The 17648-nt window shown below is 46.6% G+C and carries 13 protein-coding genes; 1 reads left to right on the top strand and 12 read right to left on the bottom strand.

Features of this window, described 5'->3' with window-relative positions; all coding sequences use genetic code 11:
* Window positions 1-32: 32 nt before the first annotated feature.
* From lysA to IT393_10810, 6 genes are all read right to left on the bottom strand, one after another.
* Window positions 33-1268 (bottom strand): diaminopimelate decarboxylase, encoded by a 1236-nt coding sequence (lysA, locus tag IT393_10835; GenBank protein ID MCC7203138.1) that lies wholly within the window; start codon window positions 1266-1268, stop codon window positions 33-35.
* On the bottom strand, window positions 1269-3062 hold the full coding sequence (locus IT393_10830) for a B12-binding domain-containing radical SAM protein (GenBank protein ID MCC7203137.1): 1794 nt from the start codon (window positions 3060-3062) through the stop codon (window positions 1269-1271).
* 117 nt (window positions 3063-3179) lie between these two features.
* A complete protein-coding gene (gene argH, locus IT393_10825; GenBank protein ID MCC7203136.1) occupies window positions 3180-4559 on the bottom strand; it encodes an argininosuccinate lyase in 1380 nt (459 codons plus the stop codon).
* Window position 4560: 1 nt separating this feature from the next.
* On the bottom strand, window positions 4561-5742 hold the full coding sequence (locus tag IT393_10820; protein ID MCC7203135.1) for an argininosuccinate synthase: 1182 nt from the start codon (window positions 5740-5742) through the stop codon (window positions 4561-4563).
* Window positions 5743-5791: 49 nt separating this feature from the next.
* The gene (argF, locus tag IT393_10815; GenBank protein ID MCC7203134.1) at window positions 5792-6724 is read right to left on the bottom strand and encodes an ornithine carbamoyltransferase; all 933 of its coding nucleotides are present in this window, start codon (window positions 6722-6724) and stop codon (window positions 5792-5794) included.
* Window positions 6721-7920 (bottom strand): aspartate aminotransferase family protein, encoded by a 1200-nt coding sequence (locus IT393_10810; GenBank protein ID MCC7203133.1) that lies wholly within the window; start codon window positions 7918-7920, stop codon window positions 6721-6723. Before IT393_10810 ends, argF begins: the two co-directional genes overlap by 4 nt.
* A gap of 136 nt (window positions 7921-8056) precedes the next feature.
* Here IT393_10810 and IT393_10805 point away from each other — a divergent pair, with 136 nt between their 5' ends.
* On the top strand, window positions 8057-9238 hold the full coding sequence (locus IT393_10805; GenBank protein ID MCC7203132.1) for a response regulator: 1182 nt from the start codon (window positions 8057-8059) through the stop codon (window positions 9236-9238).
* Here IT393_10805 and IT393_10800 read toward each other — a convergent pair.
* Genes IT393_10800 through mreC form a run of 6 tightly spaced genes read right to left on the bottom strand, consistent with a single transcriptional unit; the run spans window position 9233 to window position 17637 of the window.
* Complete coding sequence (locus IT393_10800; protein MCC7203131.1) at window positions 9233-10729, bottom strand: Rne/Rng family ribonuclease; 1497 nt, start codon at window positions 10727-10729, stop codon at window positions 9233-9235. The genes IT393_10805 and IT393_10800 overlap by 6 nt on opposite strands.
* Entirely contained in the window at window positions 10714-13362 is a 2649-nt protein-coding gene (locus tag IT393_10795; GenBank protein ID MCC7203130.1) for a TIGR03960 family B12-binding radical SAM protein, read from the bottom strand. Before IT393_10795 ends, IT393_10800 begins: the two co-directional genes overlap by 16 nt.
* A 22-nt stretch (window positions 13363-13384) precedes the next feature.
* Entirely contained in the window at window positions 13385-14500 is a 1116-nt protein-coding gene (rodA, locus tag IT393_10790) for a rod shape-determining protein RodA (protein MCC7203129.1), read from the bottom strand.
* The gene (gene mrdA / locus IT393_10785; protein MCC7203128.1) at window positions 14490-16283 is read right to left on the bottom strand and encodes a penicillin-binding protein 2; all 1794 of its coding nucleotides are present in this window, start codon (window positions 16281-16283) and stop codon (window positions 14490-14492) included. Before mrdA ends, rodA begins: the two co-directional genes overlap by 11 nt.
* Before the next feature lie 2 nt (window positions 16284-16285).
* Complete coding sequence (mreD, locus tag IT393_10780) at window positions 16286-16780, bottom strand: rod shape-determining protein MreD (protein MCC7203127.1); 495 nt, start codon at window positions 16778-16780, stop codon at window positions 16286-16288.
* Window positions 16777-17637 (bottom strand): rod shape-determining protein MreC, encoded by an 861-nt coding sequence (gene mreC / locus IT393_10775; protein ID MCC7203126.1) that lies wholly within the window; start codon window positions 17635-17637, stop codon window positions 16777-16779. The genes mreD and mreC overlap by 4 nt, the downstream gene beginning before the upstream one ends.
* Between the last annotated feature and the right edge of the window lie 11 nt (window positions 17638-17648).

Here is a 17648-nt window from a genome sequence, read left to right as displayed (position 1 = left end):
TTTTATCTGCCTTTGTGAGTGTGGGGTTTTGTTTATTCTCCCCGGATCAGATCTTCGTAACTTTCTCTTTTCCTTATAACTCTGTAATTGTCTCCGTCAACCATTACCTCTGCAACTCTCGGCCTTGAATTGTAATTTGAGGACATGGTAAATCCATAGGCCCCTGCGCTCATTACAGCGAGCAGGTCACCTGGTTCGGGTTTCATGATCTCACGGTCTTTTGCAAGGAAGTCTCCTGATTCGCAGATAGGGCCTACAACATCAGCCTTAAATGCCTCAACGGCATGTTTGTTTACAGGCAGAATTTCATGATGTGCCTCATAGAGGCTCGGTCTTATAAGATCGTTCATCCCGGCATCCACGATAACGAAGTTTTTTGTCTCGCCTGTCTTCAGATAAAGCACCTTTGTCACAAGCGTTCCTGCATTTCCGGCGAGAACGCGTCCCGGCTCAAGTATCAAAGTGCACCCGGTGTCTTTTATCAGAGGCAGAATTACACTGCCGAGTTCTTTTGGGTGCGGAGGTTGTTCTTCTCCATATCTTATGCCAAGCCCTCCGCCGGCATCAATATATTTTATATTTATGCCTGACTTCTTCAATTCCCGTACTATTTCCAATATCCGTTTCATTGCATCTGCAAATGGCGTAACTTCCGTTATCTGAGAGCCTATGTGTTTGTGAATACCGACTACCTCTATATTTGGCAGGGAAGAGGCAAGCTGATATTCTTCTATTGCGTTTTTTATTGCAATCCCGAACTTGCTTTTCTTAAGGCCTGTAGAAATATACGGGTGAGTCTTGGGGTCTATGTCCGGGTTGACCCGAAGAGCGACACGTGCCTTCTTCCCAAGACTTCCTGCCACCTCATTGATCTTTCTCAGCTCAAGCGGGGATTCGACATTGAACATAAGGATATTTGATTTAAGTGCAAACTCAATCTCTTCTCCTGTCTTGCCGATGCCGGCAAAGACAATCTTCTGGGGGTCAACGCCGGCCCTGAGTGCCCGGAATAGTTCGCCTCCTGATACGATATCAGCACCCCCGCCATGAGAGGCAAACAGCTTCAATACTGACAGATTAGAGTTTGCCTTTACAGCGAAACAGACAATGTGAGGTATCCCGGCAAATGCAGAATCAAAGGCAAGATAGTGATTCCGCAGGGTAGAGGAGCTGTAAATGTATACTGGCGTGCCAACCTCTTCCGCTATTTTCCTTACAGGTACCTTTTCACAATAAAGTTCATTGCCTGAATATATAAAGTCATGCATTTAATAGACCTCTTCTGCCGGTATTTCGAGTGACAGAGGATTAATAAGCCCCAACTGGTTCATCTTTTCAAGCGCCTCGCTGAATGATGACTTGAGGTTTGTACACTTTATCTTGTATGGAGCCACCTTGTCCCTGAGCGTGCTGACATCAAACAGTGTGCTCAGCGCGGCCGGCGTAGTCTCCTTAAGATTTGCAAAATTGATGACTATGTCCATCTTTGACTTCTCTACTGCAGCTATTATCCTCTGTTTGAGTTCTACGGCGTTTATCTTATCCATAGTGCCGTCAAGTTCAATAAGTAATGCCTGTACTTTGGCGCTCTTCCTTACCCTGATGTAGAGGTTATTCCCTGCACTGCTGACCTGCTCGGATACACTGCCGATAGTTTCACGAATGGTGCTGAGGGCATTGGGAATAAGTCCTTCAGTCTCAATGGAGGGCAGCATTCCAGGGATGTTTCTCAGTGTCTTTGCAAGAGGGGACAAGCTCCCTGCCGGTACACGTTTCACTATCTTCCTGAATGCATAATTAACTGCGAGACGCTCCAGGATGAGTCTCTTTCTGGGTACCTTCCAGAAGCTTGGTACAACCCGTCTGAGGACTGATGGAATTGAGAAGAACCTGTGATAGGCCCAGTAGAATCCTTCCTGCAATGTCTCAGGGCTCATCAGTTTGGGCTGGAATACAACATGCCTTCCGTCATAGTTTTCCCAGTTCCGGTCAATTATCCTGCCTTCGGTATCCATCTGTTTGTATAAATTTGTCCCTGGCAATGGTGTTAGAATATTAAACATCGTGAGTTCTATCCTGTTTTCTTCAAGGAATTCCACCGTACGTTCAAAGACAGTCTCATCATCGTTATCAAATCCGAATATCATACCTGTCATGATCTGTATCCCATAGTCATGAAACCTGCTGAATTCCTCTTTGAACTTCTCTACTTTGTTGAATCTCTTGTTGGCAGCAGCGAGGTTTTCCGCAGAGATGCTCTCAACACCGATAAAGAGGGCAGTACAACCACTCTTTGCGGCAAGCTCGAGAAGTTCAGGGTCCCTTGCCATTGTCAGGCTTGCCTGACTGCCCCAGTTTATCTTAAGAGGGGCAAGCGCTTTAAAGAGCTGCTTGGCATAAGCCTTGTGTCCGGCAATGTTGTCATCCACGAATACGACGAAGCCCTTGTTCAGGCGCCGCACCTCTTCAACCACCTCTTCAACCGGCCTCAGTCTGAACTGATTGCCGCCGAATATGGTGACTGTGCAGAAGTCGCAGTCAAATGGGCAGCCCCTGCTGGTCTGTACACAGTTCGTTGTCCAGTAGGCGCCTGGTTTCAGCAGTTCCCGTCTCGGTGTCTGAAGAGCGTCGAGGTTTGAAAGCTCCTTTTCAACATACATGGGTTTCATTTCACCGCGCTTGAAATCTGCAATAAGTTGCGGCCATGTCTTCTCCGCTTCTCCGACTACTACACTGTCTGCATGCTGCTTTGCCTCGTCCGGGCACATGCTGACATGTATTCCTCCGAGGACGACCTTAACGCCCCTTGCCCTGAACTCAGCAGCTATTTCGTATGCCCTTGCTGACAGGAATGTCATGACAGATATGCCTACGAGATCAACCTTTGCATTGAAATCAATATCCTGCACGCATTCATCAATTATTTCGACGTTAACATCCGGCGGTGTATATGCCGCAATAGTGGGCATACTAAGCTTGGGAAACCAGAATGCCTTTACATCCTCGGGTCTGTAGGCAAAGATGGACTTCTTATTTTCCGGATTTATCAATAATACTTTCATTCAACGTACCCCTTTCATTAACTATTCTCTCCGGCGGGCGTGGATCACCTTTCCTGCCGCAGCCGGATATTACCATGAGCGATATAATAAACAGGACCTGCAAAATGGCAAGGCACCTCATAGTTTATTTTTTTCTATCTCCCTTAGCCTCTTTAGTACCGTTTCTGCAGCCGTGCCTCCTTTTACACGCCTCATATTGACACTTGCTGCAGGGGATATAATATCATAAATATCCTTGTCAAACATATCAGAAAATTTTGACAATTCTTCAGGGAGAAGGTCCTGTATCTCTTTTCCTGTTTTTATACAATGACTTACGAGTTTGCCGGTAATCTCGTGCGCAGTCCTGAAAGGCACCCCTTTCCCGACAAGATAATCAGCGACGTCCGTGGCCCACATACACCCCCTGGATGCTGCTGTCAGAGTCACATCGTTCCGGATTATTGTTCCGGCTACAAGTTCAGGGATTATCTTAAGAGACGAAAGGATGGTATCAGCAGTATCAAACAGCGGTTCCTTGTCTTCCTGTAAATCCCTGTTATATGTCAGGGGAAGACCTTTCATGGTCGTCAGAAGGGATATGAGGTTTCCGTACAGTCTTCCTGTCTTGCCCCTCACAAGCTCCAGGATGTCAGGGTTCTTCTTCTGAGGCATCATACTGGACCCTGTGCAGTAGGCATCCGGAAGATCCAGGAACCGGAATTCCTGTGTTGACCAGATAATCATATCTTCGCTGAGCCTTGACAGGTGCATTCCAAGCAGTGCAGACGCGGACAGAAATTCAATAATGAAATCCCTGTCGCTTACTGCGTCCATGCTGTTTTGGGAAATCCTGTCAAAACCGAGCAGCCTGGCCACATATTCCCTGTCAATAGGGAAGGAAGTGCCTGCAATAGCACCTGAACCGAGCGGCATGGTGCAGACCCTCTTAAGACAATCGGAGAAACGCTCCCTGTCGCGTTCCAACATCTCCCAGCAGGCGAGGAGGTAATGAGAGAAGAGGACTGGCTGGGCCGGCTGCAAATGGGTATAACCGGGCATGACCACACTGATGTTGGCGCGGGCCTTTTCAACCAGTATTTTCTTGAACTCAGATATTGCGGCGATTGTCTCATTGATGACATCACGCAGGTAGAGCCTGAGGTCCAATGCCACCTGGTCATTCCTGCTCCTTGCCGTATGAAGCTTTGCGCCGGCAGGACCGATCCTGGTGGTCAGCCTCTTCTCTATGTTCATGTGAATATCTTCCAGTTCTGCAGAGAATTGGAACGTGCCGTCTTCAATCTCCTGACGTATTTCTCCGAGGCCCTTTACTATGTCAGTCACCTCCTGTTTTTTTAGCAGGCCGATCCTGCCAAGCATCTTTGCGTGAGCGATGCTTCCTGCTATGTCGTACTTGTAGAGGCGCTTATCGAATGATATGGACTCGGTAAAATTTTCGACTGATTTTTCTGTAGGTTTGCTGAACCTGCCGCCCCAGAGTTTCTTTTTGTTCATTTTACTGGTTCTTTAACCTGAGGGCGTTTATCCTGATGAACCCCTCAGCATCCTTCTGGTTGTATCCGGCCCCCTTTTCAAATGTGACTATCGCGGGCCTGTATAATGAGACAGGGGATTTCCTGCCAACCACTGCACAATTACCCTTGTAAAGTTTCAACCTGACGGTACCTGTTACATTTTCCTGTGAGGAATTGATGGCAGCCTCAAGCATTATCCTCTCAGGGGAGAACCAGTAACCATTGTAAATCAGTTCCGCAAACCTCGGTATAAGGGAATCCCGCAGGTGCATGACCTCCCGGTCCATGGTAATTGATTCCATCGCACGATGGGCAATATGCAGTATTGTTCCGCCAGGTGTTTCGTACACCCCCCGTGATTTGATGCCTACATATCTGTTTTCCACAACATCAATGCGGCCAATGCCGTTTTCTCCTCCTGTCTTGTTTAACCTGGACAGCAGCTCAAAGGGTGATAACCCTTTTCCGTCTATGGAAACGGGTATCCCCTTCTCAAAGCCTATTTCAATGAACTGAGTTTTGTCAGGCGCAGATTCAGGAGACACTGTCAGGGTAAACATATCTTCAGGATACGCTGCCCATGGGTCCTCAAGTATTCCGCCTTCATAGCTTATATGAAAGAGGTTTGCGTCACAGCTATAAGGTTTTGCCTTCGTCACTGGCACAGGAATGTCATGTTTTTTTGCATATTCAATCAGGTCGCTCCTTGATTCAAACTCCCATTCTCTCCATGGCGCTATTATCTTCAGAGAAGGGGAGAGCGCAGAGTAGGCAAGTTCAAACCGCACCTGATCGTTACCTTTACCTGTAGCGCCGTGAGCCACAGCCCAGGCGCCTTCACGAAGCGCCGCCTCTGCCTGTTTCTTTGCAATGAGAGGACGGGCAAGAGAAGTCCCCATCAGATATGTGCCTTCATATACTGCATTTGCCTTTAGTGCAGGGAAGATATAGTCCCTGACAAATTCTTCTCTTACATCTTCAACAATGGCCTTTATTGCGCCAGTCTTTATGGCCTTTTGCTCTATGGCCTTTAAGTCTTCCGCCTGTCCAAGGTCAGCAATAAATGCAATAACCTCGCACTTATATTTTTCAATAAGCCATCTGATAATTACCGATGTATCAAGTCCGCCTGAGTATGCGAGAACAACCTTTGTTGAGTTCATTTGAAAATTCTCCTTCTTTCTCTCATTGCTCATTGCTGAGCACTCATTGCTATTGCTTCCGGTTTCCCATCAGCATTTCGAGCAGGGCCTTTTGCATATGAAGCCGGTTTTCCGCCTGGTCAAATACCACGGACTGAGGTGATTCCATCATGTCATCCGTAATCTCTTCGCCTCTGTGCGCAGGCAGACAGTGCAATATTATCGCATCGGTCCCGGCCATCTTCATCAGCTCCCTGTTAATCTGATAGTTCTTAAAAATATTCCTGCGTTTCTCCTCTTCTTCTTCCTGTCCCATACTTGTCCAGACGTCAGTATAAACGACATCAGCGCCTGCAGCAGCTTCAAAGGGATCTCTGAGGATTTCTATGCTTGCACCTGTTTCTTTTGCCTTCTGAACGGCAGCCCCGATAATCATCTTATCAGGTTCATAACCCTCTGGAGTGGCAATCCTTACATGTATCCCCATGAATGAGGCGCATTCAATTAAAGAGTTGGCAACATTATTGCCATCACCTATGTAGGCAAGCCTGATTCCGGTCAGGCATCCTTTTTTCTCCAGTATAGTAAGCATGTCGGATAAAATCTGACAGGGATGATGGAGATCTGTAAGGCCGTTTATTACAGGTATGGCAGAATTTCTGGAAAACTCCTCAATCATAGTGTGCTCGTATGTCCTGATTACGACTCCATCGAGATACCTTGAAAAAATCCTTGCCGTATCCCGAAGTTCCTCTCCGCGCCCCATCTGGATCTGATGCGGTGAGAGATATATGGAGTGAGCGCCTGATTGTAAAGCGGCCACTTCAAAAGAGAGCCTTGTCCTTGTTGACTGTTTCTCAAACAGAAGACCCAGTGTCTTGCCTCTAAGCGGGAGGAATTCAATTCCCTCCTTTTGCATGGCCTTGAGTTCTCCTGCCCTGATGAGGAGGGATTCAATATCCTTTTGAGAAAGGTCAAATATGGTCAATAAGTGTCGGGTCATATCCTGATGCTGTTAAAGACTTCTGCCAGTGTATCAGCGAGCTTGTCAATATCTGCCTGACTTACATCCAGCGGGGGTAAAAACCTGAGAACCTTTTCCATGGTGCAGTTTATAATAACTCCCTTTTTAATGCATTCTGTGACAACGGTGTCGCCGCTCATATTTAACTCCATGCCGGTTAGAAGCCCCTTGCCCCGGACATCCTTAATCAGATGAGGATATTTCAACCTGAGTTCATTGAGCGCTGCGATCATGTAACTCCCCATCCTCCTGCAGTTGTCGAGTATAAACTCGTCTTCAGTAAGTATCCTTAAAACCTCTAAAGCTGCAGAACATACGAGTGGTGTGCCGCCGAAGGTGGATGCATGGGTTCCGGGTGTAAAGGCGGAAGCTACATGGTCTTTGGCAAGCATAGCTCCTATAGGGAGCCCGCCCCCCAGTGCCTTGGCGAGGGTAATGATGTCCGGTTCAATCCCGTAGTGCTGGTATGCGAATAGTTTTCCTGTTCTCCCTATGCCTGTCTGAACCTCATCAAGGACGAGCAGGATGCCGTTTGAGTCACATATTTCCCTTAGCCGTTTCAGGTAGTCCCGGTCAGGCACATTAACCCCGCCTTCGCCCTGTATCGGTTCGATCATTACAGCAGCTGTCCTGTCAGATATTGCCATTTCCATTGAAGCTATATCATTGAAGGGAACATATGAGAATCCAGGCACGAGAGGGTCAAAGCCCTTGTGAAATTTATCCTGTCCTGTTGCCGTAAGGGTTGCCATTGTCCTGCCATGGAACGAGTTAAAGGTTGTAATTATTTCAAATCGTCCTGTTCCCTTTACACTCGAGAATTTCCTGACTAATTTTATGGCAGCTTCATTTGCCTCTGCGCCGCTGTTGCAGAAGAAGACTTTGTCCGCAAAGGAGTTTTCCACAAGCAATTTAGCCAGTTTTACCTGCGGCTCTGTATAGAAAATATTTGACGTATGAACAAGCCGCTGCGCCTGTTTCTGAAAGGCTACAGTTACACGGGGGTTGCAATGCCCAAGGTTATTGACTGCAAGACCACTGACGAAGTCGAGATATTCCCTGCCCTCAGCATCATATACACGGTTTCCCCGCCCTTTCATTATAAAAAGGGGAAGCCGCTTATATGTGTTCATTATGTATTTGCCGGCGTCATCAAAAATTTCATTACTTGTCATTGTTATGGATCCCCGGGATAAATACCCCAAATTAGACCATTATTCATAACACAAATGTCCTAAAAAATCAATGGAAAAGATAACATTCATCAGAATATATTGACATAAAATGATGATTATAATATAGCTATTATGTATGAAAATGCCTGAAGAAAAAGACATACTTGTTGTGGACGATGAACCGATTATAAGGGACATCCTTATCCGGAAACTTACGAGCTCCGGATACAAACCAGTGGCTGTAGAAAATGCCTTTGAGGCCCTGGACAGGATGCGTGACAGGCCGTTTCCTGTAATCCTCAGCGACATAATGATGCCCGGAATTGACGGGATTGAGCTTATTAAAAAAGTAAGGGTCCTTTATCCTGATACCGTTGTTGTTATGATAACTGCAGTATCAAATGCCAATGCAGCTATTGAAGCACTCAAACATGGGGCATCAGATTATCTGATCAAACCGTTTAATCTTGAAGAGATTGTCATAAGCATACAGAATGCCCTTGAGAAAAGGAGGCTTATACTTGAGAACAGGGGATATCAGGAACACCTTGAAGAGATAGTAAAGGTTCAGACCGCAGAGATAAGGGGACTTCTTTATGTTGAACAGCAGAAAACAGCACAGCTTAACAAGGCACTGGCTGAGATTCAGGTTACATATAACACTACTCTGGAGGCCCTTTCAACAGCCCTTGATTACCGGGATAATGCTACTGAAGGGCATTCACAGCGGGTGGTTCAGTACAGTCTTGAGATTGGCAGGGCATTGGGACTCAGTAATGATGAGCTCAAAAACCTTGCATGCGGAACTCTTCTGCATGACATTGGCAAGATTGGAGTGCCGGACTCCATCCTGAGAAAGCCTTCCGGCCTTACAATGGAAGAGTGGGTGGAGATGAGGAGGCATGTCGAATATGGTTACAGTATGTTAAAGGACATCCCCTTCCTCAGGGATGCATCTTTTCTTGTACTGCATCACCAGGAGAAGTATGACGGTACAGGATACCCTCAGGGTCTGAAAAGGGAGCAGATAGTAATGAATGCAAGGATATTTGCCCTTGCTGATACCTATGATTCCATGACTACAGACAGGCCTTACAGAAGGGCGCTGCCGGATGGAGCAGCGAGAGAGGAAATATTGCGTTGCCGGAGCAGTCAGTTTGACCCTGTTGTCGTGGATACTTTCTTTAATATCCCTGAAGTCAGGTGGTCCATGATTAAGGAAGATGTGGCCGGCGCGAAAGTTGATAATTCAATTTACCGGCACTTTGACAAGCCTGCCGCAAGCGAAAAAGACCCGATACCCCTGATGCTTTTATAAGGTCACTATATCATATTCTTCGATGTGCAGGCCCTTGTCTCCCTTTATTACTATCCTTTTCTGATACTCTTTTTCAAGTTCCTCGACTATCTGCCTTTCTTCATCAAATATGTGGGTTGCAACACTCTGGCTTGCAGTAACTATAATCTTCTTGTCTTTTGTAGACCGCGCCGTCTTTCTTATATCCCTGAAAAGCTCATGGCATATCGAGGTTGCAGATTTTGTGTAACCCCGTCCGCTGCAGTAACTGCACGGCTCGCACAGCGTCCTCATGAGATTTTCCCTTGTACGTTTCCTCGACATTTCAATAAGGCCAAGTTCAGACATCCTTATGATATTCGTTCTCGCCCGGTCCTCTGAAAATGCCTCTACCATGGCGTTGAAGACACGTTCCCTGTTTTTCTCTTTTTCCATGTCAATGAAGTCTATGATGATAATGCCGCCAATGTTTCGAAGCCTTAGCTGGTATGCTGCTTCTTTTACAGCTTCCATGTTTGTCTGGGTAATTGTCTCTTCAGGGTCCCTCTTGCCTACATATTTGCCTGTATTAACGTCAATTACAGTAAGCGCCTCTGCATGGTCAATGACTATATATCCGCCTGACTTAAGCCAGACCTTCTTGTTCAGCGCCCTGTTTATCTCAACCTCGATCCCATATGTCTCAAATACAGGCTCCTCACGCTCGTAGAGCTCAATGCGCGGCAGCATGTCAGACAGATAAAGTCTTATAAACTCCTTTATCCTTTCATATTCGGTTTTTGAATCAATAACCAGCTTGTCCACCTTCATGGTGAAGATGTCCCGGATTGTACGAAAGATAAGGTCGAGCTCGGAATAGAGCAGTGCAGGGGCAGTAACCGTTTCCCTTTTCTGCTGTATGTTCTGCCATAGAAGCTCCAGGAATTCGGCATCTGCCTTAAGAGATTCAATATCAACATCCTCGCTTGCAGTCCTTATAATGTAACCCATGCCCGGCTTTCTGATGGACTGCACAAGCTCTCTGAGCCTTGTACGCTCCCGTCCCTCTTTGATGCGCCTTGATATGCCTATATGTTCAACTGTGGGCATAAGCACAAGGCACCGTCCGGGGAGTGAGATGTATGAGGTAATGCGGGCGCCCTTTGTGCCGAGTGGTTCCTTTGATACCTGAACCATTATTTCCTGACCTTCCTGCAGTATGTCCTCTATGCTGTAATGTGTTGACTTGAACTCGAGTTTTCCCTCCACCCCTTCCTCTTCGATCATCCTTGCATACTCTTCAGCATCAGCGCCTGCATCGCTCACATAGAGAAATGCCGCACGATCAAGTCCTATATCAACGAATGCCGCCTGCATCCCCGGCAGAATCTTTATTACCCGTCCTTTATAGACATTGCCTACGATACTTCCCTCGTTCCGCCTGTCTATGTATAATTCCACTACTTCTTTGTTCTCAAGCAGGGCAACCCGCACCTCTTCCGGAAGTGCATTTATTATTATTTCTGTAGGCATAGATTCTCCGTTTCATATGAAAGTCCGTCCGGTGATACAGTTATACCGCATGTCCTGTTATAAAGGCCGACGCGCATTATCCTGATGTCGGGCTGCAGATGGGAGATGTTGAATAATGCCTTTATTACATCAGACGGACGGCAGCATTCCCTGTCAACTGATTTGAGCATCATGAACAGTGTGTTATCAGTCAACCAGCGAATTTCATCTATAAATCGTCTTGTGTTTATTATCTTTGTTGTCTTTTTCCCATCCTTTTCCGTGACTCTTTCTACTGGAAGCTCTGTTATATCAGTCAGGCTTATTTTGCTTTGCCAGAGTCCGTTACAATCTGAGCCAGCCATGAAGGCCGTCCCTGCATTGAACATGATTTCGTACGCAAAATGCGTAATAAAAGAATTAAGTGACTGCGAATTGACCGGAATCTCCTTTACGCTGATAATCTTCAGACCGTCAGGCAGGCGCTCATTGGTCCGTTCTCTGATCTCAGCCGGTGCAACAGGCAACTGCAATTCAACATCCATATATTCGCAGATACTTTCAACACCGACTGGCAGGGCAGGCCCGAATGACATTTTAGGGTGAGGGTGAAATCCTTCTGAAAACAGAACAGGGATACATGCCCTTCTGAATGCCCTTTCAAATGTGGTTATAATCTCGAGCTGAGAGAGCATCCTGAGGCCGCCGGTCTTGTTATATCTGATTCGCATCTTTATCCTGACATCCGGAAGTTTATTTCTGACATCGGGCTTGTATGGCCGGTCATAAAGTACGTCATCACCTTCATGCCTGTGCGCTACCGGTCTTATCCCCGAATCCTTTTTACCTCTGACAGCATCCATATCACATACTCCGCAGTTTGGACAAAGGCCGTACCTGCAGTCAGGAATGGTGCGGCCTGATTCTGAACGCTGGTATTCTTTGATAAGGAAGTCTTTATCAATTCCTGTATGAAGATGTTCCCATGGCAGGATATCATTAACGGACATCATTCTCGAGGCATACCATGCAGAATCAATTCCGCATGCCTCAAAGGCATCCTTCCATTTGTCAAAGTCGAGTTTTTCGGTCCAGCTGTCAAACCGGCAGCCTGACCTCCATGCCTTTTCTATGACACTCCCAAGTCTTCTGTCCCCCCTTGAAAACACTGACTCAAGATAACTCATCTGGGGCTTATGCCATTTGAAATTTATCCTGACCTTCTTCAAACCGTCACGAAGGTAATTAAGCCTTCTCACCAGTTCCTCCGGAGGTATCTGTCCATACCACTGAAATGGTGTATGAGCCTTTGGGACAAATGCGGATATGCTCACAGTTATGTCCTTTGCACCTTTCCCATAGCGTTTTCCTATATCTTTTACCCTTTGTGCAAGGGTTATAATGCCATCAAGATCTTCATGAGTTTCAGTAGGCAGACCGGCCATAAAATACAACTTTAGTGATTTAACCCCCCTGCTAAAGATATCTCTGACAGTTGCGTCCAGGGTGCCTTCATCCATTTCCTTGTTAATGACCCTGCGGAGACGTTCTGTTCCTGCCTCAGGCGCGATGGTAAAACCTGTATTTTTTGTCTCTGTTATCTGCTCAATTACAGGAGGGGTCAGGGTCCCTATACGAAGGGAAGGTAGAGAGAAAGAGACCCTTTTATCCCTGTAATTGTTGACCAGAGAAGCAAGGGTGCTGTCCAGGCATGCATAGTCGCCTGTGCTGAGGGATGATAATGAAACCTCCTCATAACCCGTGTTTCTGAGGGTTTCGTCAATGAGCTCCAGGACCTTTTCAGGGCTTCTTTCACGAACCGGCCTGTAGGTTATGCCGGCCTGACAGAATCTGCATCCGTGTGTACACCCCCTGGCAATTTCCATAGTAAGACGGTCGTGCACTGCCTGCATATAGGGTAGGACAGGGGATGTTGGAAACGGCGCATGTTCAAGATCCACGAGGATTCTCCGCCTGACTTTGGAAGGGGCCCCGTCACGTGGAACAATGGAGCGGATAGTGCCGTCATTATTGTATTCAACGCAGTAGAGGGAAGGGACATATACACCTTCAATTTTAGCGAGCTCTTTCAGCAGGGAGTTTTTTGAATCTCCGGCCTGTTTCCATTTCATGAAGACATTGATTATTTCCACTGCTCCTTCCTCTCCGTCGCCAAGGAAAAAGATGTCAAAGAAATCCGCCACCGGCTCCGGGTTAAACGCAGTGCTTCCGCCTCCTATTACGAGAGGGAAGGAAACATCCCGTTCCGATGCGTACAGGGGAATACCTGAGAGCGAAAGAGTGGTAAGGATATTTGTGTAACAAAGTTCATAAGGGAGTGTGAATCCAAGTATGTCAAAACCGGTGAGTGGTGTTGATGATTCAGCAGACAACAGGGGCAGTCCCTTTGATGTCAGCGCTCCCTCCATGTCTGTCCACGGTACAAACGCCCTTTCTGCGCTGACGCCATCCATATTGTTCAGTATCTGATAGAGTATCTTGAGTCCGAGGTGGGACATGCCTACCTCGTATGTATCAGGAAAAATTAATGCCACCTTCGTTTGGACAAGGGCAGGATCCTTCCTTAGAGAATTGATCTCCTGGCCAATGTATCTGGAAGGCCTGGAGACGGATAACAGGATGTCATTGTACATAGTTTAATAAAGGGTTCAATGGTCAGTAGAACAAAAACCGTTTCTTCCTTATATTAAACAATATACCAAGAGAAAACAAGGTGGTAATCATGGATGTGCCTCCGTAGCTCATAAGGGGAAGTGGGATGCCGACCACCGGAAACACCCCGAGTGTCATCCCAATATTAATTACGCAGTAGAAAGTGAAATAACTTATAATGCTGCATGCCATCAGCATACCGAGGCGGTCCTTTGCCTTGATTGCAACGTCCAGTCCCCATGTAATCAGAAGAAGGTATAATATAAGCAATACAAAAATGCCTAAAAACCCCCACTCTTCAGCAAACACGGAAAATATAAAGTCAGTATGTCTGGCAGGGAGAAAGTTTAACTGACTTTGTGTGCTCTGTAAAATGCCTTTGCCAAAAAAACCTCCTGACCCTATGGCTATCTTTGACTGGATAATGTGATACCCTGTTCCTGTGGGATCGGCTGAGGGATTTATAAATGTCAGGAGCCTTGTCTTCTGGTATTGTTTCAGGTTTTCCCAGAATATATGCCACAGGAAGGGGAATGTCATTAATATCAGGAGGGTTAAAATTCCAAGGAGCCTTGAGCGGATTCTAACAAGGAAGATTAGAACGACAGAGACAAATGTTATAACCATTCCGGTTCCAAGATCAGGTTGTTTCAAGACGAGGACGACGGGTATTGCGATAAGTATGCCCGGAATAACTAATTCCCTGACATTGTAGCCATGGCGTGCAGGGTAATCCGAGAAATATCTTGTTATTGCAAAGGCAGTCGCAATTTTTGCAAGTTCCGACGGCTGGAATGAGAAACCTCCTATAGCAATCCATCTCTGAGCACCAAAGCCGCTTCTTCCTGCCACCAGGACAACCAGCAATAAAATGAAAGAAAAGGCATAAATATGATAGGCATATCTTGCAATGGTCTGATAGTCAATGGACATCCCTGTCAGCAGAAAGAAGATGCCGATGATAATCCATCCTATCTGTTTGATGTAAAGTGGGGTCGCATTCACAGGGGTGTTCGTATAAGTTGCACTGAATATGGTGGAGAGGCCAAGTATCATTATTAATACTATTAATATGAATGCCTTCCAGTCAAACAGTGCTATAGTGCCTTTATTTAGCATTTTTTACATATTCCTCAATGACCTGTTTTGCCACAGGGGCTGCTGCTGCCCCTCCATGACCTCCATGCTCAACCAGTACGGCTACTGTTATCTCAGGTTTGTCAACAGGCGCGAATGCAGCAAACCACGCGTGGTCATTAAACCTGCCGGCCCCCTGTAATTTCCGTCCTACGACCTGGGCAGTGCCTGTCTTGCCAGCGATCTCTGTAAGACTGCTCCGTGCTGCACCGCCGGTTCCTCCAGGATTGTATACAACCCCACGCAATGCTTCCTTAATCAGCCGCAGGCTCTCAGCGTTAATGCCGGTCCTTCTTACTTCAACAGGCGGGAACTCATAGGTGCGTTTATATATTTCGGAAATAACCCCCTTGAGAATTCTTGGTCTTACCAATATGCCTGAATTAGCCACAGTATTTACCATCAGGGCCTGCTGAAGAGGTGTAACCGACATGTATCCCTGGCCTATGGCTACAGAAAGAGTTTCACCCGGATACCACGGTTCCTTTCTTGCTGCAAGCTTCCATTGTGTTGATGGAACCAGCCCCTTTTTTTCTGACGGGAGGTCAATTCCTGTAAGAGTACCAAGCCCGAACATAGAGGAATACTTTTGTATCATGTCAACTCCCATGCGGTTGCCGAGTTGATAATAGTATACGTCACAAGACTCAACAATGGCCTTATAAAGGTCAACAGACCCGTGTCCCTCTGCCTTCCAGTCCCTGAAGACCCTGTTGCCGAAGGGCATCCCGCCGCTGCACTGTATCCTGTCCCGCCTGTCAATAAACCCCTCTTCCAGGCCTGCGGCAGACATTACAATCTTAAATACAGAGCCTGGGGGATATGTTCCCTGGGTAGCCCTGTTATTAAGCGGATGTGCAGGGTTACTGACAATTCCCTGCCAAACCTTGTGTGAAAGCCTCCTTGACAGGAGGTTTGGATCAAATGCAGGGTTGCTTGCAAGCGCCAGTATTTCTCCTGTCTCTGTCTTCATTACAACGACAGCCCCGTTTTTTTCGCCGAGGGCGGATTCGGCCGTTTTCTGCAGTCTCATGTCTACAGATAAGATAATATTGTCACCGGACACCGGTTCATGAGTGCTGAGCACCCTGCGCTCGCTTCCGGTTGCATCTACTTCAACATTCTTCCTGCCAACACTGCCGCGCAAAAGTTCATCGTAAACCTTTTCTATACCATACTGTCCAATGATCCTGCCGGGCGGTTCTGATGCGTATTCAGGTTCCTGCAATTGTGATTTGCTGATCTCACCGACATAACCGAGCAGGTGCGCTGCACTCTTCTGGTTTGGGTATTCCCGCTTTCCTTCCACTACCACCTGAACCCCGGGCAGGAACCACCTCCACGATTCGATAAGTGCGACCTCTTTCATGGATATGCCATCTTTTATAATTAAGGGAGAAAACGGGTCAGAGTTTCTGTTTTCTTCAATAAATTCTTTCATGTCATCTGTGGAAATTCCTGTTATTGGAGCAATTCTCTTCAGTGTCAGTTCAAGGTCTTTGATATCAGCAGGCACAAGACCAAGGTTAAAAGATGCAACATTCTTTGCCATAACCTCTCCGTTACGGTCGTAGATGTTTCCGCGTAACGGTGAGATTATGACACTCCTGACCCTGTTATTTTCAGCAAGCGCCCTGTAATATTTGCCCTTGATTATTTGCATATGCCATGCCTTGAAAAGGATGACCGCAATAAGAAAAATAAACAGGGCCCTTAGATAACCTATGCGCTGCTGAAGACCCCTGTTATTATCCTGCTGTTCCATTATTATGACCTGACAACCTGAAATGACTGCTTTGATAAAAATGATATAAGCAAATACAGGACTCCACCAAGGACTCCGTCAAATACGGCCTGAGGCAGGGCGATATAAAGGATATCCGATGGAAACTGTGCGGTGCCCAGGAACAGGAAGATGATGAATACAGTAAGGCCCTGGATGAGCGATATTAAAAAGATTATTACTGTATGAAGGAAATATCCAGGGTTATGAACCCAGCGTCCAATAACGCCCGCAACATAGCCGATAAATGATTTTAAAAATACATTGCTGTAGACAGGAGCTGCTGAGGTTATGTCAAGAAATATGCCGAGCAGTGTGCCTGTAAGTCCGCCTCTTACTTCTCCGCGGAACATTCCTGTAAAATATACAGTTATCAGTATGAGGTCAGGCCGTATTCCGCCTGCCTCGATTGGATTGGCAATGCTTCCCTGAAAGGCTGCAACTACTATCAGAAACAGAGGCCATAGAATAATCCTCATTCCCCTTTTTCCCCCTGAAGAAGCCGGTAAACTTCGGATGACACAGGCGGTTTTATTACCATTACCTCTTTTACAAGGGATAGATTTACTTCAGGTATCAGTTCTACTGACTGGAACAGCCTGTTTTGTGGTTTCTCGACCCTGGTTATCCTGCCGATAATAATCCCCTGAGGGAAGACGCCATCCATCCCGGATGTAATAATTATGTCGCCGTTCTGGACATCAGCATCTGTCATAATGTAATTGAGGCGAAGGACTTTTCCCTGTTGTCCTTCCACTATACCCTCGTAGCCGGTACGTTGTATCTGACCGGCAACGGCGCTATTTCTATCTGACAGCAGAAGGACCCTTGAATAGCCTGGTGCTGTTTTGGTTACCCTGCCTATAACCCCTTCTGCAGTGATAACACCCATGCCTGGTTTGATTCCGTCCCTGTCACCCTTGTCAATTACCAGGGCCTCATACCAGTTAGCCGGGTCTTTTGCTATGATGCCGGCAACTGCCTGTTTTACCACATATCTGTTTTCGATTTCGAGCAGCGCCGTCAACCTGTCGCCAGTGGCTGCCTTTTCCCTGAGAAATATGGCTTCAGAGCGCAGCCTTGTCAACTCTTTGGAAAGTATCTCATTATCCTTTTGAACATTTATCAGATTTATATATCCTCTCCAGGTTGATGATATGCCTCCGGAAATATTGGCGAGGCCTGACTGGATGATGCCTGCGATAGTTAAAAAGGGTCTTTCAATGAGGCTGTACGCAGGTCTCTGTTTTATCTCAGGGGAGAGTAAGACAAATATTCCGATGATCAGGATAAAAGCAATTAATATCTTCTTGTTTAACGTTAAATACCTGAACATGCCTACCCTTC

This window comes from Nitrospirota bacterium, assembly GCA_020851375.1.
In the GTDB taxonomy this organism is placed as follows: Bacteria; Nitrospirota; 9FT-COMBO-42-15; order HDB-SIOI813; family HDB-SIOI813; genus RBG-16-43-11.
This window is presented reverse-complemented; position numbering and strand designations above follow the sequence as displayed.